Origin of the sequence: Cupriavidus sp. L7L (assembly GCF_004353535.1) — a bacterium.
Classification (GTDB): Bacteria; Pseudomonadota; Gammaproteobacteria; order Burkholderiales; family Burkholderiaceae; genus Cupriavidus; species Cupriavidus oxalaticus_A.
Genome location: NZ_SMNY01000006.1, coordinates 42165 through 57294 on the forward strand (window position 1 = coordinate 42165; position 15130 = coordinate 57294).

Below are 15130 nucleotides of genomic sequence, written 5' to 3' on the forward strand. Positions count from 1 at the left end.
GCGGTTCCCCTGTGATGCTGGATTCGGTTCATTATCTGTAGGCGCTTATAGTGAACAGTGTACACAAGCAAAGCGCCACCGGCTTGCCGCAGGCCGGCATCCGCAGCCGGAATCAGAGGATGGGGGCGAACAACTTGGCCACGTGCATGGCCACGCGCAGCGGCGCGGGCGCGCCCAGGAACTCATCCAGCCCGACCCGTCTGGCGTTGGCAAAATCGGTTTCCAGCATGGCCGCCACGTCGGCAGCGAAGCCCTTGTCCGCCGTCATCACCATCAGCTCGAAGTTGAGCCGGAACGAACGGTTGTCGAGGTTTGCCGTGCCCACCGCGGCGGCTTCATCGTCGATCAGAATCACCTTCTGGTGCAGGAAGCCCGGCTGGTAGCGATACAGTTTTATTCCGGCGGCGACAGCCTGATACGCATAGATGGTCGACGCGGCGTAGACGACCAGGTGATCGGGACGCGCCGGTATCAGGATGCGGACATCGACGCCGCGCAGCACCGCCAGCCGCAGCACGGCGAACACCGCCTCATCCGGCACGAAATATGGCGACGTGATCCACAGCCGGTGCCGCGCCGACTGGATCGCCTCGACAAAGAACAGCGAACACGTTTCCTGCGAGTCCGCGGGACCGGTTGGCACCACCTGGCAGGTCATGCGGCCGCCCACCTCGGGTGGCGGCATCAGCAGATGCGGGACTTCGCGCGCGGCCCAGTACCAGTCTTCGGCAAAGGACATCTGCAGGTCCAGCACGGCACTGCCGCGCAATGCGATATGGGTGTCGCGCCACGGCGCCAGCGGCGGACGCTCTCCCAGGTATTCCACGCCGACATTGTGGCCACCGATAAACGCCTCGCGCCCGTCCACGACGACCAGCTTGCGATGGTTGCGGAAGTTGAGCTGGAAGCGGTTGACGAAGCCGCGATGCGTGGAAAACGGCCGCGCATCGACGCCCGCCTCGAGCAGCGTGCGCACGTAGCGGCGCGGCAGCGCATGGCAGCCGATGCTGTCGAACAGGAAGTAGACCTCGACGCCGGCCCGCGCGCGCTCGCACAGCAGCGCCTGCAGGCGCCGGCCCAGCGCATCGTCGTGGACGATGAAGAACTGCACGATCAACACCTGCCGGGCCTGGGCGATCGCGGCAAAGATGGCATCGAAGGTCTGCGTGCCGTTGACCAGCAGGCGCACGTCGTTGTTGGCCAGGCATGGCATGCCGGTCAGCCGCGGCAGCGCGCGCATGCAGAGTTGCGTCGGCGCGTGCACCACGCAGGCGCTGCGGGCCTCGCGTTCGCGCGGGGTCATGCCGTGGCGGATCTCGCGCAGCCGGTCGTCATTGAAGCGCCGCGCATCGACATAGCCGGCAAAGGTGCTGCGCCCGAAGATCAGGTACGGGACCAGCGTGAAGTACGGCATCATCACCAGCGACCCCGCCCAGGCGATCGCGCCAGGCGCGGTGCGCACCGTCATGACGGCGTGCAGCGCCGCCATCACGCCGACGACGTGAAAGGCCAGGAGGATGAAGGCGATGACACTCGGGCTCTGCAGCATCGGTGGCTTGAGTCCCCGGACCGGAACACGATGCGCGCTATTTTGGCACACCGCGGGCCGGATGTTGATGCCGCGTCGCACGCCTGCCTTCTTTTTTGGCACGCCGACGGGATGACGGTGCCATGCGGCCGCCAGGCATGGCGCAGGCCCGTTGTCCACAGGATCTGTGGACAACTTCTGCGCTCTCGCTCCCCCCAGCCATCATTGGCTGCCCCTTACCTCGCCGGAACAAAAAGGGCAAAAACGGCGAACTGTTCGGAAAGGTCCGATTGATCCACGGCATCAGGCTTTTTACCCTTTGAGGCCGCAAGGTGCTCCGTCATTCGCAGCCTGGCATGCGCCGCGCTTCGGTTCCGATCCCGTTCAACGCTGTCCGATAGCCGCCTCCTTCCTGCCGCTCTCACACCCCGTCACGCTCGCTTCGTATGCCGTCGCCGATCACTATTGCGCTGCTGCTGGGCAGGTCGCCCCAGTTGCAGGACGTTCCCGACCTGCTGGTGCGCTCGGGTTTTCGCTGCAGCGTCTTCGACGCGGGCCGCGACCTGATCCACAGCGCCCTGCAGCAGACCTACGACATGCTGCTGGTTCCCGACGAAGTCGCCGACATCCCGGCCATCGACGTGATCCGCGCGGTGCGCAGCGCGCGCTCGCGCGATGTGCCGATCATGATACTGGGCAGCGACAGCAGCGAAGACCGCCTGGTCGACGCGCTGGATGCCGGTGCTGACGACTACATGTGCCGTCCGCTCAGCCACCGCGTGCTGCTGGCGCGCATCGCCGCGCTGCGCCGCCGCGTGACCGGCGAGCGTTTGCGCCAGGGGTTGGTGGTGCGGGCCGGCCCGTACCAGCTCAACAGCGTCGGGCGCTTCGCCACGCTGCGCGACGAGCGCATCGAACTGACGCCGAAGGAATTCGACCTGGCCATGCTGCTGTTTTCCAACGCCGGCCGGGTGCTGCCCAACAGCCGCATCGAGCAGACGGTATGGCGCCATGAACTGCCGCCGCTGTCGCGGGCGCTGGCGGGCCTGATGTCGCGGCTGCGCAAGACGCTGCGGCTTGGCATCGAGAACGGCATCATCGTCACCGTCGTCTACGCCCATGGCTATCGCCTCGATGTGCTGGAGGAAAGCAGCCTGCCGCGGCTGCCGGTAACAGGTCGCGAGCTGGCCGCGCGCAAGCCCTCTGGTTGCTAGGCCTGCAGCGCTGGCGCCAGCGACAGGAACTCGAGCACCGCCATGCCCGTGGCCGAACGCTTGGCCTCGCGCTTGGCGACTGCCGCGGCGGCGCCGATATGCTGGCTGCCCAGGCGCTGCAGCGCAGTCACGCCGTCCCCGCTGACGCACACCACGCCCGCCGCCATCGATACCGGCGGAAAGAACACCGGCAGGCCGTGCCGGTCTTCGCCCTGCATGCCGCCTGCGGCACGATCCCCCGGCGCATACATGGCGAGTGCCGCATCGTTGAAGCGCCGGATCGCCTCTCGCATCCGCGCCGGCCAGTCGCTGCTCTGGAACAGCACCAGGAAGTCGTCGCCGCCGACATGGCCAATGAAATCGCGCGCGGGGTCGCACGCCTCGGCCAGGATCGCGGCGGCGCCCTTGAGCATTTCGTCGCCCTTCCAGTAGCCGTACTTGTCGTTGAACGGCTTGAAGTGGTTCAGGTCGACATAGCACGCGTGGAACTCGCTGGCGGCGTCGATCAGGCGCTCGATATGCTGGTTGAGCGGGATATTGCCGGGCAGGAACGTCAGCGGATTGGCATAGCGTGCCGCCTCCATGCGCACTTCGGTGATCGCGCGGATCAGGTCGGCACCGGTGCCCAGCCCGATATAGCGGCCTTGCTCTGGTGATCAGGAAGCCATCGGCCAGCGAGCGTGTGTTCTCTCCGGACAGGATCTGCGCCATTTCCTCCAGCGTCGCGCTGCGCTCGAAGCAGGCCGGCTCGCGGTTGGCCATGGCAATGCAGGCCTTCTTGCCATACAGCTCGCGGTGGAACGGTGCCGCGTAGCGGTCGATAAAGCCCTGGCGGCCGATGATGGCAAGCGGCCGTCCATCGTCATGGACCACCGCCACGGCATCCAGCTCGGGCTGGTCCTGGAACATGCGCAGCACCGCGTCGTTGCTGGCGGCGGGCGACACGGTCGGTGCCGGACGCAACAGCCGCCCGGCGGTCATGCCGGACCAGCCCGAGCGCACCACCTGCGGAAACACCGCGATATGCCGGGACGCGAGCGTGCGCAGCACCTGCGGTGCCACCTGCGTATCCGGGCGCGCCGACGGCCTGCCGATGTAGTAGCCCTGCGCACCGGTCACGCCGAGGTCGCGCACCACCGCAAGCTCATCCTCATGCTCGATGCCCTCGGCAATGACGCGCCCGCCAAAGGCGCTCATCATGCGCATCACCGCACGCAATATCTCCAGCCGCCGCGAGCACGAGCCGATGCCGCGTATCAGCGACTTGTCGATCTTGACGAACTGCGGCGACAGTTGCGCCAGCAGGTCCAGGTTGGCATGGCCGGAGCCGAAGTCGTCCAGCGCATACTGCATGCCCAGCTCGCGCAGCAGCGACATGGCCGTGCCGAAGCTCGCGGCATCGCCGATCGGGGTCTGCTCGGTGACCTCGATCACCAGCCGCGACGGTGCGATACCGGCGCGCAGCAATGCCCCCGACAAGCGCTCTCGATCGGCCAGCAGATGCCGCAACGTCATCGGGCTGAAATTCAGGAACAGCTTGCCCGGCAGTTCCAAACCGCGCCAGGCGGCCAGCGCGGTGCGCGCCGCCTCGATTTCCAGCGCGATGGTGTCCTCCACGCCCTGCGCCAGGCGGAACAGGGCTTCCGGCAATGCGTAAGGCGATCCCGCCGGGCCGCGGACCAGTGCTTCGTAGCCGAACAGTTCGGCATTGCCGGCGTGCACGATCGGCTGGAACACCGCATGCAGCGGCGGGATCTGCGCGCGTGGCACCACCGGCCCGGCCGGTACGCCCGGGATGAGGAGGAACTGTGGCTGTGCGGCGTCGTGGCCGGGCATGAGTCGATCCGGGAGGCGAACAGATGGGCAGGGCAGCACGGCCCTGAGGGCGGGCCACATTGCATGACATTGATATGACAGCACGATGACAGTCCCATGCTTGTCATGTCACGATTTCGTCACATTGATCGTTCACCATCCGTGCGCCGCCAGCGACCCTCCCGCACGAGGAAGGCGCGACGGCAAACCGGGTCAAGCCCGGGCTGCGCTGCCGCCCGCTGCGGTTGGCTGGACGCGCGCCCGTCAGGAGTCATCTCCGTGTTGCACGTCATCAAGTCAAGCCTGCCGGGCCGCCGCCCGGCTTTTGCCGCGCTGGGCCGGGCCGCCTCGCGCCTGAACCGCCTGCCGCTGGTCGCACGCCTGTGCGCCGCCTTTGCCCTGGTCTACCTGTTCGGGGCCGCGGTCGGGCTGACCGGTATCGCCAACCTGGTGTCGATCAAGGCGCGCACCGATACCCTCTACCAGCAGGACATGCATGGCGCCATGTCGGCCGAGCGCGCGCATTCGGCGCTGGCCGCACTCGGCCGCGCCCAGCTGGCGCTGACCATGGCCACCAGCGGCGCCGAGCGCGACACCGCCGCCGCCGAGATCGACCAGGCGCTGGCGCGGCTCGACACGGCGCTGGCCGGCGTGCGCCAGGCCAATGCCACGCAGGCCGGACCGCTGCTCGAGGCGCGGCAGCGCGCCGCCGAGCTGGTGCAGGGCTATGTCGCGCTGCTGCGCAAGCAGCCGCTCGATCCGCTGCAGTTCGACAGCGCGGTCTCGGTCGAGGGCCACTTTGTCACCGAGCAATTGCAGGCGCTGAGCCAGCGTATCGAGGCGGTGCGCGTGCGGCAGGAGCGGCAGGCCGCCGCCACCGTAGCAAGCGTCGCCAGCAGCCAGCTGCGCGCGCAGGCGTGGATGGTGGCCCTGCTCGGCGCCAGCCTGCTGGCCGCGGCAGGGCTCGCGTGGATCGCCGCGCGCAGCCTGCGGGCCGAGCTGGGCGGCGAGCCGCGCGACGCGGCCGAGATTGCGCGGCGCATTGCCGCCGGCGACCTGACCGCCACGATCGCGCTGCATCCCGCGGATCGCAGCAGCATGCTGCACCACGTGGCGTGCATGCGCGACCAGCTCGCCGGCGTGCTGGCCCGCATTCATGGCTCCGCGCAGGAGATCGCCGCGGCCAGCCAGCAGATCGCCGCCGACAACCACGCCTTGTCGGCCCGCACACAGCTGCAGGCCAGCGCACTCGATGCCGCGGGTGCCAGCATGGAGGCGCTGGCGGGCCGCGTTGCCGACGCACACGCCCAGGCGACCGAATCGAGCCTGCTGGCCGACCAGGCGCGCACCGCCACCGATGCCGGCGCGGACGTGGTGCGGCAGATGCGCGGCGCCATGGACGCGCTGCACGGCCACTCGCGCCATATCGCGGAGATTGTCAGCGTGATCGAGGGCATCGCGTTCCAGACCAATATCCTGGCGCTCAACGCCGCCGTCGAGGCCGCCCGCGCGGGTGCGGCCGGGCGCGGCTTTGCCGTGGTCGCGCAGGAAGTGCGCGCGTTGGCCCAGCGCAGCGCCGATGCCGCGCGCGAGATCGGCGGCATCATCGGCACGGCCACGCATGAAATCGGCCTGGGCGCGCGCCTGAGCGGCGACGTGGTGGCAGCGATGGAGCGTATCGCCACCGCGGTCCAGCACAGCCATGCGCTGGCCGGAACCCTGTGCACGCTGGCCGACCAGCAGGCCGCCAGTGTGCAGGCGGCTGCCGGATCCGTCACGCAGCTGCGCCAGACCGCCCAGCAGAACGCCGCGCTGGTGGATGAGCTGGGCGGACAGGCCGGGCGCCTCGATCACCAGGCCGCGGTTCTGGCCGAGGATGTGGCGCGTTTCCGCTTCTGAACAGCCCTTTGTCGCGCGCCGTTATCGGCGATGCGTCGGACAGATGTGTCTGTCCGAAACATTTGACATGGGGAAGTAACCGGCATTTACGACTTCCTCGACAAAGTTACAGAACTGTTTCAACTGAAGCGGTGCCGGTTACGTGCAGGGCGCTGGCTGCCTAGTAATCTTGCCTCACACCAACTGAACTGGCATCCGCCCAGGAAACCATGGCTGAACGACTGATCATGCTGGACGTGCCCGGCGTCCTGTACTCCGACCGCTCTCGCGCCCGCCTCGGCGGCATTCCGGATTCGGGCACGCTGCGCGATGTCAGGTTCTTCGACCCGATCGCGCTCGGCTTCGTCCGCCGCCTGTTCGGTGTCGCCGGTGCGCGCGTGGTGGTGTCCGATGCCTGGCGTCGCGGCACGCCGGCGGCGATCCTGCAGCAGCTGGACCTGCAGATCGAGGCCATGACCCCGGCCGCCACCGGCGGCCACGGCGCAGAGATCGCCGCTTATTTTGCGCAGGCTGCGGCGCCCGTCCACTACGCGATCCTGTCATGCGCCGCGCCCGGGTCCATGCCGGAAGCCATGCGCGATCACCTGGTCAGCGTCGATCCGGCGCTCGGCCTGACGCTTGAGAACTTCCAGCAGGCGCTCGGCATCCTTGGGGTGGCCTGCCCGTCCACGGTGATGCCCGCGCCCAAGCTCGATGCCGGGCTGAAGGCCAAGCTGGAGCAGCTGCAGCAACTGGCGCGCGAGAACCCGGCGCGCTTCGCCACGGAGCAGGCTGCGCAAGTCATGCGTGAGTACGTCCACGCCTGATCCGCAGCCACCTTCGCGGCAAGCCAAGCGGGGCGCCTTCGGGCGCCCCGTTGCATTCCACGTGGCGCGCGATCCCCGCTTGTTCCCGTATCATGCTCGCTCTCGCCGGCATTCCCGCCGGCCCCATCGCCAGGATCATCCAGGATACCGCCATGCCCCACCTCGTCATCGAACTCACGGAAAACACCCGCCTGAACTGCTCGCAGGAAGAGTTGCTCGACGAAGCCAACGCCGCGCTGCTGGCATCGGGGCAGTTCCAGGAGGCCGATATCAAGTCGCGCTGCATCACGCTGTCGACTTACCGCCAGGGCGTGGATGCCGCGGAACGCGCGTTCGTCCATGCGCGCCTGTCGATCCTCGATGGCCGCGACACTGCCGTGCGCCAGGCGCTGGGCCAGGCCGTCTGCGACGTGATCGCCGACGCCGTGCGCACGGGCGTGGACGGTGGCCAGTCGGTGCAGGTATCGGTGGAAGTGTGCGAGATGCAGCGCGCCACCTTCGCCAAGCAGGTCATTGGCTGAGCCACGGCAACGCGCCAGCAATCGCCGGCCAGTAATTCCCGGCCAACAAAAAACCCGCGACCCTCTCAGGCCGCGGGCACCAGCTTCGGGGAAGACGCCGAAGCCTGTCATGGGGAGCGCCCCCGCACCCATGACGTCTGGGATTCTAGGGGGACGCCAGCGCTGGCGGATTGACCTGGATTAAATGGCCCACATTGTCCCAGCCATGAAAAAAGGAGCCGCGAGCGGCTCCTTTTTCATTGGGACAGGCTGTGGCGCAGATCAGGCCGCGGCGTCCTTCAGCTTCTTCAGCGGGCGCACCTTCACCTTGACGCTGGCCGGCTTGGCCGGGAACCAACGCTCTTCACCGGTGAACGGGTCCTTGCCGAAGCGCTTCTTCTTGGCCGGGACTTGCTGTGCCGTCACCTTCAGCAGGCCCGGCAGCGTGAATTCACCAGCGCCCTTCTTGTTCAGCGCGCTGACGATGGTGTTTTCCAGATGGGCCAGGACCGTCTTCACGGTCTTGGCTTCCAGTTCCGTCTGGGCTACCAGGTGAGCGACCAGGCTCGACTTGTTGAAGGTGTCCTTCAGCGGGCGCGCAACGGGCGCAGCGGCGGAAGCAGCCTTCTTGGCCGGCGCGGCCTTCTTGGCGGCAGCCTTCACGGGTGCCTTGGTTGCCGCGGCCTTCTTGGCAGCGGGCTTGGTTGCAGTCTTCGCGGTCGGTTTCGCTTTGGTCGCCATATCGATATACGTAAGTTGAACGATGGATGCCGGCTTCATCGTTTTGCATCGCTCAGCAGCGCTGCGCAAAACGCCTTGTCGGCGCCCACTGAATCATAGCGGAAACAACCGTAAGTCAAGGGGTTTTCGTGCATGCGAAGCGCAAAACCCCGTGAAAACCCCGGGTTTTGTCGTAGCTTTGCCTCAGTGAAAACGCGAAGAGGGCCTACGTACCCCCGTTTTGGCGCTTGCGCACGCTGCGCGACGCGAACATGCGGACCGGATTGCGTGCCTCAGCCGCGCACCGGAAGCGCAAGCAGCGGGCCTGCAAACAGCGCGCCGAGCGCGAGCAGCGGCAGCGATGCATCAGCTTGCGCCCATGCGTGCGACAGTGCCGGCAGACCGGCCTGCATGCCGAACACGCTGGCCACGCACAGCAGCGAAACCGGTGCAACGGCCGCAAGCGCCAGCGTGCGCAGAGGCCTGTTGCCAAGGGGCGGCGAATCGCTGGCGAGGGTCTCGGGTGGGGACATGTCCGGTTCCTTGGATGGGATGCGGGGCATTGTCGGCGGCGCTGGCTGAACCCTGCCTGAGCGTTTCGTTCAGCCCGCGTTCAGGCTTTTTGTTGCAAGCTTCGGGCCATGAAGCGATTTTCCGCGCCGCTGCGGCGCCCCGCCCGCATGCTGTCCGCTGCCGCACTGGCAGCGCTGCTGGCGCTCGCGGCCATGCCTGCCGCGCAGGCCGATTCTGATCCTGACCGCGCGCGACAACCGGACCGAGAAGGTCGAAGGCATCGACGCTGGCGCCGACGACTACGTGGCCAAGCCCTTCCGCATGGAAGAGCTGCCGGCGCGCATCCGCGCGCTGATCCGGCGCGCGCACGGCATGGCTGTGCCGGAGCTGCAATGCGGCCCGGTTCGGATGAATCCGCGCGCCGGCACTGTCACCGTCAACGGCGGGACGGTGGTGCTGACCTCGCTCGCTAGAAAGCCGGGCGCGAACTGGCGCTGGAAGTCGAAGGCAACGGCCATTTTGCCGGCGACCGCCAGGACCTCGTCGAGATGCTCGGCAACCTGCTCGACAACGCCTGCCAGTGGGCGCGCACGCGCGTGCGCGTCACGCTGCGCGAGGCTGGCGTCGAACTGGAAATAGCGGTCGAGGACGATGGGCCGGGCATGCCGCCCGAGGCGCGCGAACTGGCCACCGCCCGCTTCGGCAGGCTGGACGAGGCGGCTGCCGGCAGCGGGCTGGGCCTTGTGATCGCCACCGAGATCGCTGCGATGTACGAAGGCAGCCTGACGCTGGCAACCAGCCCTTTGGGCGGGCTGTCGGCACGTCTGCGCTTGCCGGCAGGCCTGCCCTGATCCGCTTCACAATGCCCTGTCAGTGCGCGCGTGCCGCCATCGCGTCGCGCGTGTCGCGCGCCAGCCCCAGCGCGAAAGCGGTTTCGGCAACCAGGAACAGCGGGCCGATCAGCAGGCCCACCAGGTCGTCGACAAACGCCGGCTTGCGCCCTTCGTAGTAATGGCCGATGAACTGGATAATCCACCCCGCCACGAACAGGCCGACCCCGGTGGCCAGCCACGCAGCGGTCGGCATGGCGGCAATGTGCGCGCCGGCATAGAGGAAGAGCGCCAGGATCGACGCCATCGCCACGCCGAAGCCCAGCGACAGGCGCAGGTAGAACAGGCACGACAGGATATACACCAGCATCGCCGGGGTCAGGTGGGCGGAGCCGTCGCCCAGCGGCATGGCCGGCCGCGCCAGCAGCGTGGTCACCGCCAGCACGATCATCGGGATGCCGATGAAATGGGTGACGATATTGCGCGAATCGCGGTGGTAGGCGGCGTAGTTGGCCAGGTACTCGATCAGGGTTTTCACGGGGCGTCTCCTTGTGTGCGCAGGCGTGCGCGGAAGCTGCCGCCTGCTGCTGTCCGCGCTCGGGTCGCGATGTGGATTTATAGTAGTGGGCGCATACCGGCGGGTCTGTCTGGTTTTTGACAATCTGCCGGCACACCGGTTTTGACGACCTTTCGCCCCAACAGGAAACAGGAGACCGGCATGGGATCCGCGCCCCCGCCGCACCGCCACGCCCCGCTGCCGGCCCGTGCCGCGCCAGCGCGCGCGCGGCCGCACAACTCGCTGCCGGAGGACGACCCGCTGGCCGCGGTGCGCGCCGGCGCCTGGTTCAGCCACTTGCCGCCGGGGTTGCGCCAGGCACTGCTCGACGACGGCTGCCTGCGCCGGCTGGTGCCCGGCGAGACCTTGTTTGCCCGAGGCGACCGCTTCGACGGCCTGTACTGCGTGGCCAGCGGCACCGTGCAGATCCATGCCAGCGGCGAATCGGGCAAGGCGGCGCTGCTGGGGCTGCTCGAGCCCGGCAGCTGGTTCGGCGAGATCTGCCTGTTCGACGGCCTGCCGCGCACGCACGACGCGCGCGCGGTCAGCGCCGCCGCGCTGTGGCACGTGCCGCGCGCGCCGCTGGAGCGGCGCCTGGCGCAGCATCCGGCATGGTGGCAGGCGTTCGGGCGGCTGCTTGCCGCAAGGACGCGCCAGGCCTTCGACTATGTCGAGGAGACGCAGCTGCTGCCGCCCGCGGCACGCATTGCCCGGCGCCTGGCCGCGATCGCGCACGGCTACGGCAACCTCCCGGCGCGTGCCGATGCGGTGCTGCGCGTGCGCATCCCGCAGGAACAGCTCGCGCAGATGCTGGGACTGTCGCGCCAGACCGTCAACCACGCCCTGCGCGAACTCGAAGCCCGCGGCCTGCTGCGGCTGGAATACGGCGGTATCGAGCTGCTCGACCTGGCCGCGCTGGAAGTGCTCAACTGAATCCGCCACCGTGGAGGCCTGCCTGCCATGATCACGCTAGAAGCCGCCCAACTCGACGCCTATTGCGCGCGGCTGGGCATCGCCGCCCCGCCCTCGCCCACGCTGGAGGCGCTCGACGCCGTGCTCGGCGCGCAGCTGGCCAGCATTCCGTTCGAGAACATCGACCCGCTGCTGCGGCGGCCGGTCAGCATCGATGTCGACGCCGTTTTCGACAAGCTGGTCACGCGCGGGCGCGGCGGCTACTGCTTCGAACTCAACACGCTGCTGGCGGCGGCGCTGGCAGCGTTCGGCTTCAGCGTGACGCCGCTGGCCGCGCGCGTGCGTTGGGGCGTGCCCGATGCGGTCGAGACCGTGGCGTCGCACATGCTGCTGCGCGTGGAAGTGGCGCATCGCAGCTATGTCGCCGATGTCGGCTTCGGCGGACCCACGCCGTTTCGCGCGATGGCGCTGTCCGCGCCTGCCGACGACGACTTCCCCTACCGGCTCGCCAGCTCCCCGCCGGAAGCGGCCGGCAGCGCATTCCACAGCTTCGACCTGGAGGCGCGCGGGGATACGGGCTGGCTCAAGGTCTACCGCTTCGACCTGACGCCGCAGCCATGGATCGATTTCGGGCCGCGCAACTGGTATGTCTCGACGCATCCGGACAGCGTGTTCCTGCGCCGGCTGACGGCCGCGCGCACCGTTGACGGCACACGCGTGACGCTGGCCGATGGCGACCTGGCCGAACGCGCGCCGGACGGCGGCGTGCGGCGCCAGCGGCTGGCAACGCCCGCAGCCGTGGTGCAGGTCCTGGATGAGCGCTTCGGCATACGGCTCGACGATGCGCTGCGGCACGGGCTGATGGCGGCGCTTGCGCCCTTGCTCGCGGCTAACGCGCACGCATGAGTGCATGCAGTGCGCGGCTTGTGCGCGGCTTGTGCGCCACCTTGCAGTGATGCCATGCCGCGCTGCACCAGGCCTTCATGCACGCCGCGCATTGCCCGCAGAAAGAATGCTGATATGGCCGCCATCCGGGCCTTGGCGCTGTGGACTCGGCTGGCGCGGCACCACCATAATGATCCGTCGATGCAGCGTTTGCGCCGCATCGCCAGGACCACAGCGCGGCAGACCCGCCGCCTGCATGAAGCCGGCCGCTGACGCCGGCGCAGCTATACAGGAGACTCCATGTCATTGTTCGATCTGACGGGCAAGGTTGCCATCGTCACCGGCTCCTCGCGCGGCATCGGCCGCGCCATCGCCGAGCAGATGGCCGTCCAGGGCGCCAAGGTAGTGATTTCTTCGCGCAAGGCAGAGGCCTGCCAGGAAGTGGTTGACGCGCTCAATGCACGCCATGGCGCCGGCACGGCCATCGCGGTGCCCGCCAATATATCGTCGAAGGAAGACCTGCAGCGCCTGGTCGACGAAACCAACCGGGCCTTCGGCAAGATCGACGTACTGGTTTGCAATGCCGCATCCAACCCGTACTACGGGCCGATGGGCGGCGTCTCGGACGACCAGTTCCGCAAGGTGCTGGACAACAACGTCATTTCCAACCACTGGCTGATCCAGATGGTCGCGCCGCAGATGATCGACCGCAAGGACGGCTCGATCATCATCGTGTCGTCGATCGGCGGCCTGCGCGGCTCGCCGACCATCGGCGTGTACAACATCTCCAAGGCCGCGGATTTCCAGCTGGCGCGCAACCTCGCGGTGGAATTCGGGCCGCACAACGTGCGCGTCAACTGCATCGCGCCGGGCCTGATCAAGACCGACTTCGCGCGCGCGCTGTGGGAAGATCCGGAGCGCTACAAGCAGTCCACGCAGGGCGCCCCGCTGCGCCGCATCGGCGAGCCGATCGAGATTGCCGGCGCGGCCGTGTACCTGGCCTCCGCCGCGAGCAGCTTCATGACCGGTCAGGCGCTGGTGGTCGATGGCGGCGTGACGATCTGACCGGTATCTTGAGTTGTACCTGAGCTTCTGACGCAAGCGTTGCGCGTGCGCCGGCCTGTCCGGGCGCACGCCGCTTTCTTTGCATTGCCCTCAACCTGCAGCGCAGTTACGGGAGGCAGTCATGTCAAGCAATCCGCAAGCGGCCGGCAACTGGCCGGTCATGTCCCTGGCCGAGGCCCATGCCCGGCTGACCGCGCCCGGCTCGCCGTTCGAGACCGAGTCGCGCGTGATCCGCGGCATCCCCACCACAGTCTGGAAGCACGCACCCGCGACGCTGTGCGACCTGTTCCACGCGACCAGTGCCTTCGGCGACCGCACCTTCGTGGTCTACGAGGACGAGCGCGTTTCCTACGATGCCTTCCGACGCGCCGCCATCGCGCTGGCGCATGCGCTGGTGCGCGACGGCGTGCGCAAGGGCGACCGCGTGGCGCTGGCGATGCGCAACCTGCCGGAGTGGCCGGTGGCGTTCTACGGCGCGCTGCTCGCGGGCGCGATCGTGACGCCGCTGAACGCGTGGTGGACCAGCGCCGAGCTGGAATACGGCCTGGCCGACTCCGGCAGCCGCGTGGCCATCGTCGATGCCGAGCGGCTCGACCGCATCCTCGAGCATCTGCCCGGCTGCCCGTCGCTGGAACGCGTCTACGTCTCGCGCACCGGCGCTGCGACCGGCGATCCTCGCGTCGCCGCACTGGAAAGCGTGATCGGCACCAGCGCCGACTGGGCCGCGCTGCCGCAGCAATCGCCGCCGCAGGTCGGTATCGACCCCGAGGACGATGCCACCATCTTCTATACCTCCGGCACCACCGGCAAACCCAAGGGGGCACTGGGCACGCACCGCAACTCCGCCACGGTCGCGGCCGCTGGCAGCTTCAGCCCGCTGCGCAACCTGCTGCGCCGCGGCGAGCCGATTCCGGCGCCGGATCCCGCGGCCCCGCAGAAGGCCATGCTGCTGGCGGTGCCGTTCTTCCATGTCACCGGCTGCATGGCGGTGCTCAACGGCGCGCTCGCCACCGGCGGCAAGATCGTGCTGATGCACCGCTGGGACGCGCTGCGCGGCATGGAGCTGATCGAGCGCGAGCGCTGCACCGCCGCCGGCGGCGTGCCCACCATCGCCTGGCAGATCCTGGAGCATCCGGAGCGCGCGCGCTTCGACCTGTCTTCGCTGGAGAACGTCAACTACGGCGGCGCGCCGGCGTCGCCGGAACTGGTGCGGCGCATCGGCGACGTGTTCCCGACGGCCGCGCCTGGCATCGGCTGGGGCATGACCGAAACCTCTTCGACCTTCACCAGCCACAGCGCCGAGGAATACGTGCTGCGGCCCGACAGCAGCGGTCCGGCGCTGCCGATCGGCGAAATGAAGGTGGTCGACGGACGCGGCCAGGCGCTGCCGCCCGGCGAGACCGGCGAACTGCTGGTACGCGGCGCCAACGTCGTGCGCGGCTACTGGAACAAGCCCGAAGCCACGGCGCAGACCTTTATCGAAGGCTGGCTGCGCACCGGCGACATCGCGCGGCTGGACGAGGAAGGCTATGTCTATATCGTCGACCGCATGAAAGACATGCTGATCCGCGGCGGCGAGAACATCTATTGCATCGAGGTGGAAAGCACGCTGTACGAACATCCTGCGGTGATGGACGCAGCGGTGGTCGGCATGGCGCACAAGACGCTGGGCGAGGAACCGGCGGCCGTGGTCAGCCTCAAGCCAGGCATGCACGCAACCGAAGCCGAATTGCAGGAGTTCGTGCGCGAGCGGCTGGCGGCGTTCAAGGTGCCGGTGCGCATCCTGCTCTACCGGGAGATGCTGCCGCGCAATGCCAATGGCAAGATCCTCAAGTCGAACCTGCGCAAGCTGTTCGACCAGGCAGCCTGACCAGCCGGCGGCAAACC

The 15130-nt window shown here is 68.2% G+C and carries 13 protein-coding genes and 2 pseudogenes; 10 read left to right on the plus strand and 5 right to left on the minus strand.

Features of this window, described 5'->3' with window-relative positions:
• Positions 1-112: 112 nt before the first annotated feature.
• A complete protein-coding gene (cls, locus tag E1J61_RS05860; RefSeq protein WP_133093195.1) occupies positions 113-1549 on the minus strand; it encodes a cardiolipin synthase in 1437 nt (478 codons plus the stop codon).
• 437 nt (positions 1550-1986) lie between these two features.
• On the opposite strand from cls, the gene E1J61_RS05865 reads away from it, so the two are divergent.
• Positions 1987-2742: a response regulator transcription factor gene (locus tag E1J61_RS05865; RefSeq protein WP_133093332.1), complete on the plus strand. Its 756-nt coding sequence runs from the start codon at positions 1987-1989 to the stop codon at positions 2740-2742.
• Here the strand turns inward: E1J61_RS05865 and E1J61_RS05870 are convergent.
• Positions 2739-4578 (minus strand): annotated as a pseudogene (locus tag E1J61_RS05870) (EAL domain-containing protein). The gene E1J61_RS05865 and the pseudogene E1J61_RS05870 sit on opposite strands and share 4 nt — an antisense overlap.
• Positions 4579-4836: 258 nt before the next feature.
• Here E1J61_RS05870 and E1J61_RS05875 point away from each other — a divergent pair.
• The 3 genes from E1J61_RS05875 (at position 4837) to E1J61_RS05885 (ending at position 7783) form a co-directional block, all read left to right on the plus strand.
• Positions 4837-6456: a methyl-accepting chemotaxis protein gene (locus E1J61_RS05875; RefSeq protein ID WP_133093196.1), complete on the plus strand. Its 1620-nt coding sequence runs from the start codon at positions 4837-4839 to the stop codon at positions 6454-6456.
• Between the two features lie 209 nt (positions 6457-6665).
• Entirely contained in the window at positions 6666-7262 is a 597-nt protein-coding gene (locus E1J61_RS05880) for an HAD domain-containing protein (RefSeq protein ID WP_133093197.1), read from the plus strand.
• A 152-nt stretch (positions 7263-7414) separates the two neighbouring features.
• Entirely contained in the window at positions 7415-7783 is a 369-nt protein-coding gene (locus E1J61_RS05885) for a 5-carboxymethyl-2-hydroxymuconate Delta-isomerase (protein WP_133093198.1), read from the plus strand.
• A 261-nt stretch (positions 7784-8044) separates the two neighbouring features.
• Here E1J61_RS05885 and E1J61_RS05890 read toward each other — a convergent pair whose 3' ends face one another.
• Together E1J61_RS05890 and E1J61_RS05895 are read right to left on the minus strand one after the other, a co-directional pair.
• Positions 8045-8503 (minus strand): HU family DNA-binding protein, encoded by a 459-nt coding sequence (locus E1J61_RS05890; protein ID WP_063241379.1) that lies wholly within the window; start codon positions 8501-8503, stop codon positions 8045-8047.
• Between the two features lie 272 nt (positions 8504-8775).
• On the minus strand, positions 8776-9015 hold the full coding sequence (locus E1J61_RS05895; protein ID WP_133093199.1) for a hypothetical protein: 240 nt from the start codon (positions 9013-9015) through the stop codon (positions 8776-8778).
• Between the two features lie 208 nt (positions 9016-9223).
• Here E1J61_RS05895 and E1J61_RS05900 point away from each other — a divergent pair.
• Both E1J61_RS05900 and E1J61_RS05905 read left to right on the plus strand, forming a co-directional pair.
• Positions 9224-9460 (plus strand): annotated as a pseudogene (locus E1J61_RS05900) (response regulator); the annotation flags it as partial.
• 29 nt (positions 9461-9489) lie between these two features.
• A complete protein-coding gene (locus tag E1J61_RS05905) occupies positions 9490-9846 on the plus strand; it encodes an ATP-binding protein (protein ID WP_305791052.1) in 357 nt (118 codons plus the stop codon).
• A 19-nt stretch (positions 9847-9865) separates the two neighbouring features.
• On the opposite strand, the gene E1J61_RS05910 is transcribed toward E1J61_RS05905, so the two are convergent.
• A complete protein-coding gene (locus E1J61_RS05910) occupies positions 9866-10363 on the minus strand; it encodes a DUF962 domain-containing protein (protein ID WP_133093200.1) in 498 nt (165 codons plus the stop codon).
• 180 nt (positions 10364-10543) lie between these two features.
• Between E1J61_RS05910 and E1J61_RS05915 the strand changes: the two genes are divergently transcribed.
• The 4 genes from E1J61_RS05915 (at position 10544) to E1J61_RS05930 (ending at position 15113) form a co-directional block, all read left to right on the plus strand.
• Positions 10544-11314: a Crp/Fnr family transcriptional regulator gene (locus E1J61_RS05915; RefSeq protein WP_133093201.1), complete on the plus strand. Its 771-nt coding sequence runs from the start codon at positions 10544-10546 to the stop codon at positions 11312-11314.
• A 27-nt stretch (positions 11315-11341) separates the two neighbouring features.
• Positions 11342-12199 carry an arylamine N-acetyltransferase gene (locus E1J61_RS05920; protein WP_133093202.1) on the plus strand — a complete coding sequence of 286 codons (858 nt, stop codon included), beginning with the start codon at positions 11342-11344 and terminating at the stop codon, positions 12197-12199.
• 279 nt (positions 12200-12478) lie between these two features.
• On the plus strand, positions 12479-13243 hold the full coding sequence (locus E1J61_RS05925) for an SDR family oxidoreductase (protein WP_133093203.1): 765 nt from the start codon (positions 12479-12481) through the stop codon (positions 13241-13243).
• A 121-nt stretch (positions 13244-13364) separates the two neighbouring features.
• On the plus strand, positions 13365-15113 hold the full coding sequence (locus E1J61_RS05930) for a class I adenylate-forming enzyme family protein (RefSeq protein WP_133093204.1): 1749 nt from the start codon (positions 13365-13367) through the stop codon (positions 15111-15113).
• Positions 15114-15130: the final 17 nt, after the last annotated feature.